Source organism: Listeria monocytogenes ATCC 19117, from assembly GCF_000307025.1.
Taxonomy (GTDB): Bacteria; Bacillota; Bacilli; order Lactobacillales; family Listeriaceae; genus Listeria; species Listeria monocytogenes_B.
In genome coordinates this window covers 1,160,468-1,174,361 of the sequence record NC_018584.1, presented here as the reverse complement: position 1 = coordinate 1,174,361, position 13,894 = coordinate 1,160,468, and the positions used below count along the sequence as shown (strand labels likewise).

The window sequence follows — 13,894 nt, the reverse complement described above, 5'->3', positions numbered from 1 at the left end:
GTCTCTTAATCCTCCTTTATAAAAAATGGGAAGTAGCTTATTCTAATTCGTTTGCATCAACTGCAACAGCGATATCTTTTAATTTTTCCCAGCGTTCGCCCTCTAAGCGATAACCAGTTCCAGGACCTGCATAATCATTTAAGTCATTGACGGAACTAATGACATTCCAGTCTTTATCAATGATGGCAGATGTATGAAGGAAGTCCCCAGATACACGTTGTTTCAACATATTTAGTACACTTTCAGCAACATCATCGAATCCGCCAGCAGATAACGCTTTAACAACATCCAGACCAGTAACACCACGGTCCATCATTTCAGCAGCTGCTTTAATATCTTCTACCATGTTACGTTCTGGCATATCTTTACTTCCACGTGCATACGTTGCTGCTTCTACTTCCGCATCGGTTACTTCTGGAAGACCTAATTTATCAAAGACAGCTTGAATTACACGTGCCGCTTTATTTCTAACTGCAACGACTTCTTCTTCGGTAACTGGCGTTAAACCACCGTCTACTTTTAAATCACGTTGCAAAATATTGTAATCATCAAAGTCATCTGCATCAAAATTGGAACCAGCAAACATATTGTCATAGTTAGGTGTTGCACTGTAACCAGAGGAAATATAATCTGTTCCTGGTAAAAATTGCATCAATAAACGAGCTGTACGACGAATATCCGAGTGCGAGAATGTTTGGTCGTTACCAGAAGCTACTTCTAGATCTAACATTACGGCAATTAAATTCTCTGCAAGAACCGCTCTAATACCACTTGGTACGGCTCCCGGAATTCCGATACAACTAATCGAACCATTTTGTAACCCTTGAACACCAGCCGCTTTCGTAATGAAAATACAGCGAGATTCAAGATAAAGCATCGATTTACCTTCTGCGTAACCCATTTGAACTTCAGAACCAGTTCCGGATGTGAAGCGCATTTTCAAACCGCGAGACGCGTAAGCACTTGCCAAAATACCTTTGGACCAAGGTGTATCGTCTCCGTCTGTAAATACAGGTTCTGTACCATAAACAGAAATCGTTTCTGCATAACAAGTTAAACCACGCATACCGAGTTCTAATTCTGTTGCTTCTTCGAGAGAACATTGCGTTAATACGCCACCACGGCCAGTTTGCGAACCTACTAATAAGCTAAGCGCGTTAAAAGGTGCATAACGAACTACCGCAACGGTTGTTTCTTGCTCGTCAAAACCACGAATTGCTGCTTCTGCCGCATCTGCAGCAATTTGAACAGGATTATCACGCAAGTTTGTTACGTGGGCCTGAGTTGTTGGTGTTCTGCGAGAGCGCATTTTTTGCATCGACATCATCATTTCGACAACGTTCATTTGTGAAACTACTTCTACTATTTTTGCCGGTGTCATAGCTGTTGTAAGTAAAACGATTTTTTCCCGTGGCACATTTGGGTCGCAAAGCATATTTGCGAGCTTCACAGAATCCATTTGCATAACTTCTTCCGCACGAGATAAATCGACGCCATATTTAGCGATGAAATGGTCAATTAAGTCAAAGTCAGCGAGTTTTTTGCTGTCCATTTCGACTACTTTTCCATTTTCTATTTTAATGCTTGGTTTCGGATCATTCGGGCTTTCCATTGCGATTAGGCCTTCTTCAATCCATTCTTTTACAAAACCATCTTGATTGACCGGGCGTTTTGCTAATTCTTCAAAGCGTTTTGATTTCATCAGTCGTTACCCTCCGTTCTAAATGTAGGATGGACGATCATTTTTCGGTTCATCCCCTAAAGCTCCAAGTAATTTTTTACCAATTTCACGTGCTGAAATAACAGCTTGACGGACTGCACCAGAATCTCCAGAAATACAAAGAATCACTTCATTGGAGAAACTTGTTCCATCTGCTGGCGAGGAATATGCAACGACATCTACGTTAGCGGATTTCACTGCAGTATCTGCCATAACAACGCCAATCCCAGCCGGTGCACCAACCATAAGACCGAATGCTTTTCCTACAGGTGCGCCGAATGCTGTATTAAGTGCATGACTTGCTCGCGCTGTATATTGAAGTTCGATGTGTCCAGCTTCGTTGCCGTAAACATCTCCGAAAGTTTTATCTAATTCATTCAGTGCAACTTCTACTGCACGTTTGACATCAGAAACATCATCACCACCAAAGATAATTAAAGAACCGTGACCCGCACCGCCTTTTGTATCACGTGGTAATTCGATTTTTACTACTTCTGTATTTGTTGCTTTTACAGCTTCATCTGCTGCCATAATATGTGGGCCTGCACCAGTACGGGCTCCTAAAATACCTATAGAACGGTAAGACTTTTCAAGCTTCATTGCTTCTAAAAGTTGTCCGTCTACATTCGCAATCACTAGGCCGATTGTATCTCCTATTGCTGTTCCTACAAATTCTGTTAATTGAACTGCTTTTTCACTCATTTGACGTGATCCTCCATCCTCTACTAGTTTTTCCGGGGCATCATTAACCGTTTCCATTACCTGTTTTAGAATTTCGTCAATTAGTTTATTTTGCTCACTCATCTGACTTCACCCTCACTGGTAAAATTTCTTCCACATCAGTATGCGGACGAGGAATAACATGTGTACTCATCACGGTACCTACATTTCTTGCTGCTGCCGCTCCTGCTTCTGTCGCTGCTTTCACCGCACCAACATCGCCACGAACCATGACAGTAACCAGTCCAGACCCGATTTTTTCGTACCCTGTTAATGTTACATTAGCTGATTTAACCATGGCGTCAGCGGCTTCAATGGCGCCGACTAGCCCTTTAGTTTCAACTAAGCCTAGTGCTTCTTGCATGGGTGTACCTCCTTCTCAAAATAAGTATTTTACTCTCTCAGTATAGGCAATCCGGAATATAAATAGTTGCCGCTTCCAAATAGAAAAAAAGAAGACGCCAATCGTGTTTTAACACAATTTTGCGCCTCCAAAAAAAATAACGACAAAAAGCCATCCAATAATGCATGGTTTGGGCTTTCTCTTATGAAATTACTCTTAGCAATATATTGTTATCTTCATGGCAAGAAAATGTAAGCGCATTATAAATATGCTATACTAAGAACGACAGAAACACGCCAAGTCTCGCCGAAAGGGGAATAGCTATGTTACTACAGTCCAAAAGCAACGAAATGCTCATTGAAAAAGTAATGGATGAGTTCTCAGCCGCAACCAGTTTAGCCTCCGTTGTTGTAGATATACACGGTACCGAAGTTTCTAGATTATGTAACTTTACTCCTTTTTGCCAACTTATTCGCTCCAATCCCAAATATCGCTCCCTTTGCCAAAAATGTGATATGTTTGGTGGACTGGAAGCCTCCAAAACCGGAAAGCCTTTAATTTATCGATGTCACGCCGGGTTAACAGATTTCTCAGTTCCCATCGTCGTCGAAAACCAACTTAGCGGATTTTTACTTAGTGGCCAGGTTATTTGTGAAGAAAGTAGCGAAGTTGGTAATATTCAAGCAGAAGAAACCGATTGGAAAAATGATAAAGAGCTCATCTCCGCATTTCGCTCTGTCCCTGTTTTCAGCTCCAAGAAAATTAATTCTTCTGCCGAAATGCTCACGATTATCTCCCAGTATTACTTGAAATCCGAAATGGAAAAAAGCCGGGAAGAGCAAAAGCAAAAAATTGTTTTTCATCATGCAAAAATAGCGCATCATGAAGAAAATAAAGAAATTCGGAAAGCACTTAAGTATATCGAGAAAAATCTCAACCGACCGATTACACTTGATGAAGTGGCAAGTCATGTGTACCTTAGCTCTTATTATTTTAGTAAGTTATTCAAAAAAGAAATGAATGTGAATTTCATCAATTATGTGAACCAAAAGAAAATGTCACTTGCCAAAGAAATGTTGAAAAATCCACGTTTGTCCATTGATAATATCGCACGGAACCTAGGCTTCACACAAACAAGCTATTTCTGTAAAGTCTTCCGGAAAGAGTTTGAAGTTACGCCAAAAGGCTACCGCGAAACATTAAAATAAGTTTTATCTAAAAGTCATGTTCTCTTCCCTTTAGGAATATGACTTTTTTGTTGCCTGAAAAACAAAAAAACTTTCATCCGTCATCGAATGAGAGTTTATGCACAGCAAATAAGCTATACGACCCGCATACGCTTTTTAGGACCCCGAAAAAGAGTTGCTTCCGGCTTATTTGGCGAGTATCCTGACTTGGCTTCATCCAACAATCGAACCTTCCCATACGCTAAAAACGTACAGTGGCTATCTCGATTCTTGTCCACCTTACAGTTGCGGGGGCAGTTTCGGCATCGCACCGAATTCCTCTTTCAGAAATGTACATACATTCCACCAACATAAGACCTATTTAACTACCTACATCTTACCACAAAGTATTTATAAAAAAAGCGTTTTCATCTGAAACAACAAAAATCTACTATTGATTAGAAATAAGAAAATGTTGAGATTTGTTGTCCCAGAGCGAATAACATCCTTGCTTAAAATCGATATCCCAATATTGTGCTATAGTTTGTTTTTGTAAAAAAAGCGCAATGACTCGTAAAACACCGAGATGACCCACGAGCAACACCGTATCAAGTTGCTGCCATTTTTCCATTTCTTCTTCTAATATCGCAACTACTCGCTCATAAAATATCGGAAAACTTTCCCCATTTGGAAATAGTGCCGTTTGCCAGTTATTACAGTATTCATTCCACGCCTTTGGAAACTTAGTGCTAATTTCCTGATATGTATAACCTTCAAAGTCACCGAAATTCATTTCATTCAAAGCCGGAAACCGAAGCGTCTTTGCGTTACTTAAAATATTTGCCGACTGCTTCACGCGCATAAGATCACTCGTAACAACTAAATCGATCGAGTAATTCTCCAGCTTTTCGCGGAGTTGCTCCATTTGTCGAATACCATTTTCATTTAACGCGACATCTAACTGACCACAATATTTTTTCGCTACATTCCAGTCCGTTTCTCCGTGTCGCACAAAAATAAGTTGCACTTAAATCAACCCCCAAAGCAGCACTAAACAAAATAAACAAATAAGTTGTCCCATTTGTCCACCCGCACCAAGCGTATCCCCATTCATACCACCAATCCGTTTATAAACAAATGCCCGGTAAATAATCGTAAACAGAATCACGCCAGCATAAGCAATAACGCCAATATATGAGAAAAACAGCCCTAACGCAACTAATACGATCACCTGCGCAATCACAACCGGCCACCAAGGAACTCCTAGAAAAATCGAACCTAGTCCTTCTTTCGATCCCGCATAGGTCATTTTTGCAAAAAGCAACATTGTCACTCCTTTAGCAACAATCGGTAAAACGAAAAATAACCAACCAATTTGTTGCGTATCTGGAACAGATAGGAATAAAGAGCCATAAAAAAGAAAATAAAAGCAAATCGCAATCACGCCATTCGCGCCTACACGACTATCTTTCATAATTTCCAGCATACGCTCTCTTTTCCGAGAAGAAAAAAGTCCATCCGCCGTATCCGCCAGTGCATCAACATGAAAACCGCCAGTAATGATAATTTCTGCAAAAAGCCCCGCAATAATCGCAACTGGTAAGGGCATCAAAAGCGCCACCAAAGTAAAAATGAGCCAATTCCAAGCGCCAATAATCACCCCGACAAACGGCAGCAAAGCACTCCCTTTTTTCAAGTTGATTTCATCCATATTTATTTGGACAGGTAACGGAATTCGCGTAAAGAATTGAATTAATAAAATCAATGTTTTCATATTACTTCCACCTTTTCGGAATGCCACTCACGACAAAATAGACTTCTTCTACTTCCGTTGCAATTTGCTGATTAATACGACCAATAATGTCTCGAAAGACGCGTGTTAACTTGTTTTCAGGTACAACCCCTAATCCGATTTCGTTCGTAACAAAAATAAATTTGGCTGAGGATTGCTCTCCTGCTTTTAAAATTGCGCGAACTTCCGATTGAATTCCCGCTTCTACTTCATCAGCAATCTCATTTGTCAACTCGCGCTCACCAAGCAACGAAAAAAACAAATTAGTTACTAACATCGTTACGCAATCAAGCATTATTACATCATATTTATTTCCATTTCGCTCCAAATAAGCAGCAATCCCTTTAAATGCTTCAAAAGTATCCCAGTGTTCTGGACGCGTTGCTTGATGTTTTTTTATCCTAGCTTGAAACTCTGTATCATTTTGAAATGCAATTCCGGTCGCCACATATAAAACACGATTATATTTGGTAGCTTCTTTTTCAGCAAAACTACTTTTACCACTTCTAGCGCCACCAGTTACAAGCATCATCTCACTCATGGTAATTCCTCAACTCTCCTAAACATTTAGCCGCTGGAAAGTTCTGCTCAAATGCTTTTACTTCACTTGCTTTAACTGCTACTAAAATAACAGAAGCAGGCCCCGCAGTTTTATTCATGGTCGCTTCATTAAAAACGTCACTGGCTTTGAAAGTACAATCATTAAGCCGTGCTAAAGTATTTGCCTCATAAGCCATTCCTTTCGACCCAACCGGCACAACTTCAAGCACATCGCTATGCTCCACCAATTTTTTCACTAAATGATAATCTGGCATCTCCGCCATCCTCTGCAAAACTTCTGCTCCAACAATCGGTTCGCCAAATGCAAATAAGACCGCAGCTTCGTGCACATTTATAAGCTTAAGTGCAGCTTTAGTCGCAAAACCAGTTACAAGAACGCCTACACTAGTTTGTGTTACGTTCATATTTTCTTCAGTACTTCCATTTAATTCAATATGACCTAAATCAGCCTTAATAAGTTCGTCTTTTAGCCCTGCGATAACACGTTTACCGGTCGGCTCCATTTCCGCTCCGATAACATCACTCACAGCCACTACTACAGCACCTGAAGCAAGCATTTCTAGTAGAGCGACTCTCAAGGTCAAACGAGCTGTGACTTCCGGCGCGACTCTTAAACCATCATGCACTTTCTCACCAAACCCAGCGCTAATATCACAGCTCGTCAAAACACAGCCACCAGGCACATCAATTACAGATAAATCCCTCACTTGAGGCATAAAATAACCCCCACTTAGTTAAAATTAATCTTCCAAATATGCCCGAAGCTCTTCTATTCCAGTTTCCTCTAACGAAGAAATATAAAAAATATGCTTCGCGCCAGCCATGCGTAATTCCCGCTCTGCTCGCTCGATGTCTTTTTCTGATTCCGCTAAATCCACTTTTGTAACAATCCCAATAACCGGTTTAGCAAAAATACTGGCAAACATCGGTGAAAACGTCTGCTTCTTCTCCGTTACACTCTGTAAAATTGCGATTACAGATGCATCAGCCGCAGTCACAGTGAGCGCGCTGTAGAGTTGTCTATGCTGTACAAATTCACCTGGCGTATCAATCATTTCTTGAAAATACTCCACAGCTTGTGTTTTTTTATATAAAATATCATATCCATGTAATTTCTGGCACAGCGTTGTTTTACCACAACCAACTGAACCCATTACCATCATTTTCTTCAAGTGACTCAGCTCCTAGTGATTTTTGGAATAGAAAAGTCCAAAATCTCATGTAATGAATAAACGACTTGTTGTAAAGCTGATTCAACAGAAGAAACATCACCTGTAAGTACAACGGACCCACTAAAACGATCAATAAAGCCAATTCGTACGTCACCTGATTTAGTTGCAATGTCACTCGCAATAATGGAAGCCTCACTTGGCGTAATCGTTAAAATTCCAATCGCACTTGCGCCTTCTTCTAATCCTAATTTTGTATAAATATCACGGTTTGGGTTGGCGATTAAATGCGCCAGCGTCACCTGTTTTCCCGGTACATATTCTTGTATTACACGCTCTTTATTATCATCAAAACTCATTTTCTTCACTCCTCATCTAGACAAACTATCTCAAAATAATCCTATCATATTTAAGCGCCACTATTTTGTCAGATTGTTCAAAAGGCACGCAACCACAGTCAGTGCGTACCTTTCTCAAAAACTCTATGACAATATATTGTTATCTTTTTAATAGATTAAACTCTCAAAAACTTCTTTACGAGGTCTTGGTATAACTACTTTATTAATTAAAAGTGCTTCTTCTTTGGCTGCCGCAAGTCCAGCTTCCACAGCCGCTTCACATGCTGCTGTATCACCAGTTAGAACAACGAAAGATTTACCAGCAATCCCCGTTGCCAACCGAATATCCATTAACTGAACATCTGCAGCTTTTACTGCGGCATCTGCAGCAATAATTGATCCTGAACAGGAATAATACTCCATAACACCAACTGCATTCATCTCATCTGGCACTTCCGTTTTGTTAATTGCTTTAATTACTTGGTCGGACACGCGAGGAATGACTAAATTCCCGACGATATTTGCCGCACCAATCTTCGTTCCAGCTTCAATTGATTGAGCTACAGAATCTACTGTCCCTGCAATTAATATATAATACTTCCCAGGGCAGCTTGCTTTAGCATAAATCAATTCGGAGTTGGCCGCTTTTAGCATTGTGTCAACCGCCTCGATGCCTTTCGAAATACTATTTAATTCGAGAAATCCTAATGTATCCATTTTCATGACATCACCTTCTTAATATGAACTTGTTCTTCGGTTATACGAATAATTTGACCGTCAATACTTGCATGGATATTTGCCCCAAGAGACGCATCAGGAATTTTCGCAATTAAATCACCTTTTTTCACGATGTCCCCTTCACTTACTACTGGAATAGACGGCGCGCCAATATGCATTTTCGTTGGGATAAATACTTCATCTACATCTAGATAATGCATTGTTTCTAAATGAACGTCTGCATATTGTTGTAAGCCCATTTTGATTAGAATATTTTTGGGAGCAATTGATTTATATTCACGCATCGGATCAGGCGTAAATTCTTTTTTATCAGTTTGATAACGAACGCCTTGTTTTAAAAGTTCTTTTTTCACATGAATATTTACTTGGCGCGGTGAGAGCCCCATCGGACAAGCAATTACCTCACAAATGCCACATTCACAGCAAATCATCGCTTCTTCCCAAATCGGATCTGGTTTAATATCCGTTATATCTTCTGCAACCGCGAAATGGCGCATAACTTTATGCGGATGAATATCGTGACCTAATTGTTTTCTTGGACATAAATCCGAACAAAGTGAACACTGAATACAAGCCGATTTTGTTTCATTAAAAATTTGTTCCACTGTTTGGTAATGTAGCTTGTGCAGATAACCAGTATCCTCTGCCACAATCAAACCCGAAGTTGTTTTCGTTACTACTTTTTCAGCAATGGTAGACTTGTCATTTAATTTCCCCATCATTGGTCCACCATCTAAAAATAAATACTCGTCTAAATTAGTTCCACCAGCTGCTGCTAAACAGACTTCAAATGGCGTTCCAACTGGGACATCTAAAAGTTTCGGCTCTCCAACTGCTCCAGTTACTGTCAGCTGTTTACGAACAACTGGTGCGTCATCTTGAATTGCATGAAAGACGTTCCACATTGTCGAGACATTCGATACAATACAGCCAACCATTAGTGGAATACCGCTTGGTGGCACAACGCGTCCAGTCACTTCAAAGACCATGACTTGCTCGTCACCAGTTGGATAGACATTATCCATCTCATGTATTGTCACACTTGCATCTAGTTCTGTAATTGCTGACCGTAAAGCCGCAATTTCCTCTGTGTAATACCGTTTTGTTGCAATAACGGCAAATTCTGCACCTACTTGGCTTTTAACCATTTCAATTGCTTTAATCGTTTCTACTGCATGGTTTCTCATGACAAAATGATCTGTTTTTAGGAGCGGTTCACATTCCGCTGCGTTAATAATTAAGTATTCCACTTCACCGCTAAATTTGGCATGGGTCGGAAAGCCCGCTCCACCACAACCAACAACTCCGGCATCTTTAATCTTTTCTAAAATGGACATTTGGCTCAACACCCTCTTAATAGTTTTTCAGTATACTTCAATGATAGAGCGTTTACATTCCAAAATCTATAGTAAAATTTTGCAACCTAAAAGAGAGCAATATAATAGAATAAAAAACCTACTAAAATTAGCAGGTTTTATCATTTTTATTACGCTTTCCGATTTCTTCTGTTTCTAAATTTTCTACTAACTGGCGTACTTCCCGTTTTACTTTCTTGGCGTATCCAGGATTCCCGCCTCCTGTTGAAATACCGACTAGCAACTCATTTTTTGATACAGTTGCCATATTGAAAAAATCGGAATTCTTTTGTTCAGTCGTATCATTCACTAGTTGTTCTGGCAAGCGATCTTTCAGTACCATTTGATTTACTTCTGGGTTATTCGTACAAATAAATATCAGAAAAGCACCAATTAGATGTTCTGCCCGGTATGCTTCTTCTTTCACCTGCACTTGAAGCTCTTTAATCTCTGGCAAAACGTCTAACCCGACAATTAAAATATCAGCTCTGGTGTGAAGCAGCCCCTTTACTTTACGAAGCGCCACCTTCCCACCGCCAATTATGACAACCCGTTTCCCTGTAATATCAAGCATTATCGGATATTTCATCATCAAGCCCCCGCACATTTTTCTTCATTTTAACACATAATTGAAACATTTTTCGGGTATAGTTAAAATAATTCAAAAGGAGGTAAAATAAATGTTTAATCAAGCAAAACGAATCTCCACATTTTTCACGTTTAACGGCAATGGCGAGGAAGCATTTAATTTTTATTTAGACACTTTCCCCGATGCGAAAAAAATCGGACTAACTTACTTTACAAAACCAGAGCAAGGCGGCGATATTGGCAAGGTTCTCAATGCTACTTTTGAAATAAAAGGTGCATCATTCATGATTATGGACATGACTAACAACGCCTCCCCTGACTTTAGCTGGGCCACTACAACCCTTTATTTTGCAGATACGGAAGATGAATTTGACACTCTTTTTGAAAAACTGGCTAAAGAAGGTACAGTTATGATGGGGCCAGAAGCAGTAGAAGCGCTTCGAAAAGTGGCATGGGTTACGGATAAATATGGCATTACTTGGCAACTCGCATTCGTATAAAATTAAGAAGAGAAAACGCCGTCCTAAAGCGTTTTCTTTTTTATATTCAAAATGTTTGACCATTTTCGACCATTATGATAAGATACCTGTATTACAAATAAACTAAGGCTTTTTAAGGAGGAATTTTTTCATGGCAGAGAATACAAAGAATGAAAACATCACAAACATCCTTACCCAAAAATTGATTGATACACGCACAGTGTTAATTTACGGGGAAATCAATCAGGAGTTAGCCGAGGACGTTTCTAAGCAACTTTTACTACTTGAATCTATTAGCAATGATCCAATTACGATTTTTATTAATAGCCAAGGCGGACACGTCGAAGCTGGTGACACGATTCATGATATGATTAAATTTATTAAACCGACAGTAAAAGTCGTTGGAACTGGTTGGGTTGCAAGTGCCGGCATTACCATTTACTTAGCTGCCGAAAAAGAAAATCGCTTTAGCCTTCCAAATACGCGCTATATGATTCACCAACCTGCTGGCGGTGTCCAAGGTCAAAGCACAGAAATCGAAATCGAAGCAAAAGAAATTATCCGGATGCGCGAAAGAATTAATCGCCTAATCGCTGAAGCAACCGGTCAATCATACGAAAAAATCTCCAAAGATACAGACCGCAACTTCTGGCTTTCTGTAAATGAAGCAAAAGATTACGGCATCGTAAATGAAATCATCGAAAATCGCGATGGCTTAAAATAAAAACCAAAAGGTTCACTTACAAAATGAAGTGAACCTTTTTTATTCCCTTTATGGAGGACTTAAAATGAAATTAACGAAAGAAAATTTTCAAAAACTTGATCAAATTCATTTATCACTCGAAAACCGTCACTCCATGTCCGAAATTATCGCTATTTTAAGCGAATCTTATATTGAAATCACACAAAACGGTGTTGTTAAAGACTTTTCCTATTACAAATCGCTAACAACACTTGGCAATAGCAGTTTAGAAATCATGGATTATGACATAAAAATTTTAGACGAAACGAAGGTCTTATCCTATTATAAATTGAAAAACACAAGTGAAAATAGCTATACAATGCGAAGCAACGTCTGGATTATCGAAAATGGCTCGTGGAAACTCACCTTTCACCAAGGTACAAAAATCGTATAGAAAAGGAATTTGACTAAAAGCCAAATTCCTTTTTTTATTTTCGTTTTCGTAATAAAATCACGCTAGAAACAGCTAGCATTAAACCACTAACTAAACTAGAATGCATTCCACTATCCCCTGTTTTCGGTAAATTTCTATTATCTTTAGCTACTATCGTATTAACAGAAGTAGTCTGTTTCATTAAAGTTTCAGTAACTTGAAGAACTGATTTCACTGGATCAATTGGATTTACTTGATTTGACGGGTTTACTGGAGTGACTGGGTCTACCGGGTCTACTGGGTCTACTGGGTCTACCGGATCTACCGGATCTACCGGATCTACCGGATCTACCGGATCTACCGGATCTACCGGATCTACCGGATCTACCGGATCTACCGGATCTACCGGATCTACCGGATCTACCGGATCTACCGGGGTAATCGGATTAACAGGCTTCTCCAACAGTGGCTGCGTAATTTTACCAGAATACGTTGTTGTTAACGAACCAATTGCTACGGGTAAATTATACTCGTAATTTAGAATATAATTACTTTGCAACCCTTCCCATGTAATCTCGCCATTTGCATAAATACCCGCATGACTTACTTTTGTCGGTTGTACTCTGCTGCCATTTTCATCAATTACTGGAGCGGGTAAAATCAATGGATCATCTACCTCAACCGCATCTAATACACGCGTTTGATTCTCTAGTTCTAACCTAGTTAAATTGGTCAAATTTTTCAGGGACGAAATATCAATTATTTGGTTGAAACTAAGAGTTAATGTCTCGAGTGTAGTTGATGTTGCTAAACTACTAATATCGCTCACCTGATTCGCTTTTATATCGAAGTCTTCAAGGCTAGTAAGATTTTTAATTACACTCACATCCTTGATTTGATTCCCAAATAAACTTAAACCAAGCAGTTTGGACATATTTTTGAGTGGGGTAATATCACTAATATTATTTCTCCCCGCCCAAAACATCAGCATATTAGACAGATTTTCGACTGGCGATAAATCACTTACCTCACAGTCTCTTATAGTCAAAAATTCCAGTTGTGTCATGTTTTTAACGGCACTAATATCCGAAATAGGATTGGCGCTAACATTCAGTTCTAACATGTTCGTTAAATTTTTTATCGGTTCAATCGTTTGTAAGTTATTAAACTCAAAATCAAGTGACATTAATGCTGTCAAATTCGCAATTGGGGTTAAATCACTTATTTGATTTCTTGGCATCTGAATGATTTCTAGTTGCGTTAAATTACTTAATGGCCCTAGATCACTCACTTGGTTACCATAGCCAAATACTTGTGTGAGATTTTTTAAATATTCTACTCCTTCAAGACTTTGAACACCTTTTGAATCAAAGTGCAAAGATTTAACTGTATTCAATTGGTTTTGCGTAACTGGGCTAGTTGCAGAGGGAAGCTTTAACCAATTTGCTACAACTTGCGCGAGCTTTGGATCAGGAAAAATTTCATTAATCGGCTTTGAATCTGTAAGCGAATAGACTGTTTCTGCTTCGACTGTATGTGGCTTAGTAAAATCCCCAATACTAAATACACAAGCAAAGCTCAAAAGTAAACTGGTTGTAATCTTGATAGTTTTTTTCATAGTATCCTCCTTGATTGTCAACCAACATAATACTCTGTTTATATAATCAAATCAACAGAATAAGGAGGCAATTTTTCTTGTTTCAGGAAATTATTTTCCCTCCTTTTATTCGGAAGCTAATTCCCATTCACCCTTGGTAACATTGCTTTCACCGTACTTATCATACCCATTTATTTTTCATTAAAATATGTC

At 39.3% G+C, this 13,894-nt stretch carries 17 protein-coding genes and 1 riboswitch; of the genes, 4 read left to right on the top strand and 13 right to left on the bottom strand.

Going from position 1 to position 13,894, the window contains the following annotated elements; genetic code table 11:
* Positions 1 to 37 precede the first annotated feature (37 nt).
* From LMOATCC19117_RS05830 to pduA, 3 genes are read right to left on the bottom strand one after another with little or no spacing between them, the layout of a single operon-like run.
* The gene (locus LMOATCC19117_RS05830) at positions 38 to 1,702 is read right to left on the bottom strand and encodes a propanediol/glycerol family dehydratase large subunit (protein ID WP_003721552.1); all 1,665 of its coding nucleotides are present in this window, start codon (positions 1,700 to 1,702) and stop codon (positions 38 to 40) included.
* Positions 1,703 to 1,720: 18 nt separating this feature from the next.
* Positions 1,721 to 2,524 (bottom strand): propanediol utilization microcompartment protein PduB, encoded by an 804-nt coding sequence (gene pduB / locus LMOATCC19117_RS05825; protein ID WP_003726968.1) that lies wholly within the window; start codon positions 2,522 to 2,524, stop codon positions 1,721 to 1,723.
* Entirely contained in the window at positions 2,517 to 2,804 is a 288-nt protein-coding gene (gene pduA, locus LMOATCC19117_RS05820) for a propanediol utilization microcompartment protein PduA (RefSeq protein ID WP_003719356.1), read from the bottom strand. The genes pduB and pduA overlap by 8 nt, the downstream gene beginning before the upstream one ends.
* 302 nt (positions 2,805 to 3,106) lie before the next feature.
* Between pduA and LMOATCC19117_RS05815 the strand changes: the two genes are divergently transcribed.
* On the top strand, positions 3,107 to 3,991 hold the full coding sequence (locus tag LMOATCC19117_RS05815; RefSeq protein WP_003724692.1) for a PocR ligand-binding domain-containing protein: 885 nt from the start codon (positions 3,107 to 3,109) through the stop codon (positions 3,989 to 3,991).
* A gap of 153 nt (positions 3,992 to 4,144) precedes the next feature.
* A riboswitch (cobalamin riboswitch) is annotated at positions 4,145 to 4,335 on the bottom strand.
* 65 nt (positions 4,336 to 4,400) lie between these two features.
* Here the strand turns inward: LMOATCC19117_RS05815 and cobC are convergent.
* The 9 genes from cobC to LMOATCC19117_RS05770 form a co-directional block, all read right to left on the bottom strand.
* Positions 4,401 to 4,976 (bottom strand): alpha-ribazole phosphatase, encoded by a 576-nt coding sequence (gene cobC, locus LMOATCC19117_RS05810; RefSeq protein WP_003726970.1) that lies wholly within the window; start codon positions 4,974 to 4,976, stop codon positions 4,401 to 4,403.
* Positions 4,977 to 5,723, bottom strand: coding sequence for an adenosylcobinamide-GDP ribazoletransferase (gene cobS, locus LMOATCC19117_RS05805; protein WP_003734695.1), 747 nt, complete (start codon positions 5,721 to 5,723; stop codon positions 4,977 to 4,979).
* A gap of 1 nt (position 5,724) precedes the next feature.
* Positions 5,725 to 6,282: a bifunctional adenosylcobinamide kinase/adenosylcobinamide-phosphate guanylyltransferase gene (cobU, locus tag LMOATCC19117_RS05800; RefSeq protein ID WP_003740563.1), complete on the bottom strand. Its 558-nt coding sequence runs from the start codon at positions 6,280 to 6,282 to the stop codon at positions 5,725 to 5,727.
* On the bottom strand, positions 6,275 to 7,018 hold the full coding sequence (locus LMOATCC19117_RS05795) for a hypothetical protein (RefSeq protein WP_003724688.1): 744 nt from the start codon (positions 7,016 to 7,018) through the stop codon (positions 6,275 to 6,277). The genes cobU and LMOATCC19117_RS05795 overlap by 8 nt, the downstream gene beginning before the upstream one ends.
* A gap of 24 nt (positions 7,019 to 7,042) precedes the next feature.
* Positions 7,043 to 7,474 (bottom strand): EutP/PduV family microcompartment system protein, encoded by a 432-nt coding sequence (locus LMOATCC19117_RS05790; RefSeq protein ID WP_003734696.1) that lies wholly within the window; start codon positions 7,472 to 7,474, stop codon positions 7,043 to 7,045.
* A 5-nt stretch (positions 7,475 to 7,479) separates the two neighbouring features.
* Entirely contained in the window at positions 7,480 to 7,830 is a 351-nt protein-coding gene (eutS, locus tag LMOATCC19117_RS05785; RefSeq protein WP_003724686.1) for an ethanolamine utilization microcompartment protein EutS, read from the bottom strand.
* 147 nt (positions 7,831 to 7,977) lie between these two features.
* Entirely contained in the window at positions 7,978 to 8,532 is a 555-nt protein-coding gene (locus LMOATCC19117_RS05780) for a BMC domain-containing protein (RefSeq protein WP_003719346.1), read from the bottom strand.
* Positions 8,529 to 9,893 carry a 4Fe-4S dicluster domain-containing protein gene (locus LMOATCC19117_RS05775; RefSeq protein WP_010958859.1) on the bottom strand — a complete coding sequence of 455 codons (1,365 nt, stop codon included), beginning with the start codon at positions 9,891 to 9,893 and terminating at the stop codon, positions 8,529 to 8,531. The genes LMOATCC19117_RS05780 and LMOATCC19117_RS05775 overlap by 4 nt, the downstream gene beginning before the upstream one ends.
* Positions 9,894 to 10,011: 118 nt before the next feature.
* Positions 10,012 to 10,491 carry a precorrin-2 dehydrogenase/sirohydrochlorin ferrochelatase family protein gene (locus LMOATCC19117_RS05770; protein WP_003734697.1) on the bottom strand — a complete coding sequence of 160 codons (480 nt, stop codon included), beginning with the start codon at positions 10,489 to 10,491 and terminating at the stop codon, positions 10,012 to 10,014.
* A 91-nt stretch (positions 10,492 to 10,582) separates the two neighbouring features.
* Here LMOATCC19117_RS05770 and LMOATCC19117_RS05765 point away from each other — a divergent pair, with 91 nt between their 5' ends.
* From LMOATCC19117_RS05765 to LMOATCC19117_RS05755, 3 genes are all read left to right on the top strand, one after another.
* Positions 10,583 to 10,990 (top strand): VOC family protein, encoded by a 408-nt coding sequence (locus tag LMOATCC19117_RS05765; RefSeq protein WP_003721540.1) that lies wholly within the window; start codon positions 10,583 to 10,585, stop codon positions 10,988 to 10,990.
* 130 nt (positions 10,991 to 11,120) lie between these two features.
* Complete coding sequence (locus LMOATCC19117_RS05760) at positions 11,121 to 11,693, top strand: ATP-dependent Clp protease proteolytic subunit (RefSeq protein ID WP_003724683.1); 573 nt, start codon at positions 11,121 to 11,123, stop codon at positions 11,691 to 11,693.
* Positions 11,694 to 11,757: 64 nt separating this feature from the next.
* Entirely contained in the window at positions 11,758 to 12,105 is a 348-nt protein-coding gene (locus LMOATCC19117_RS05755; RefSeq protein ID WP_003724682.1) for a hypothetical protein, read from the top strand.
* A gap of 34 nt (positions 12,106 to 12,139) precedes the next feature.
* On the opposite strand, the gene LMOATCC19117_RS05750 is transcribed toward LMOATCC19117_RS05755, so the two are convergent.
* On the bottom strand, positions 12,140 to 13,702 hold the full coding sequence (locus LMOATCC19117_RS05750) for a leucine-rich repeat domain-containing protein (RefSeq protein ID WP_014929053.1): 1,563 nt from the start codon (positions 13,700 to 13,702) through the stop codon (positions 12,140 to 12,142).
* Positions 13,703 to 13,894 lie beyond the last annotated feature (192 nt).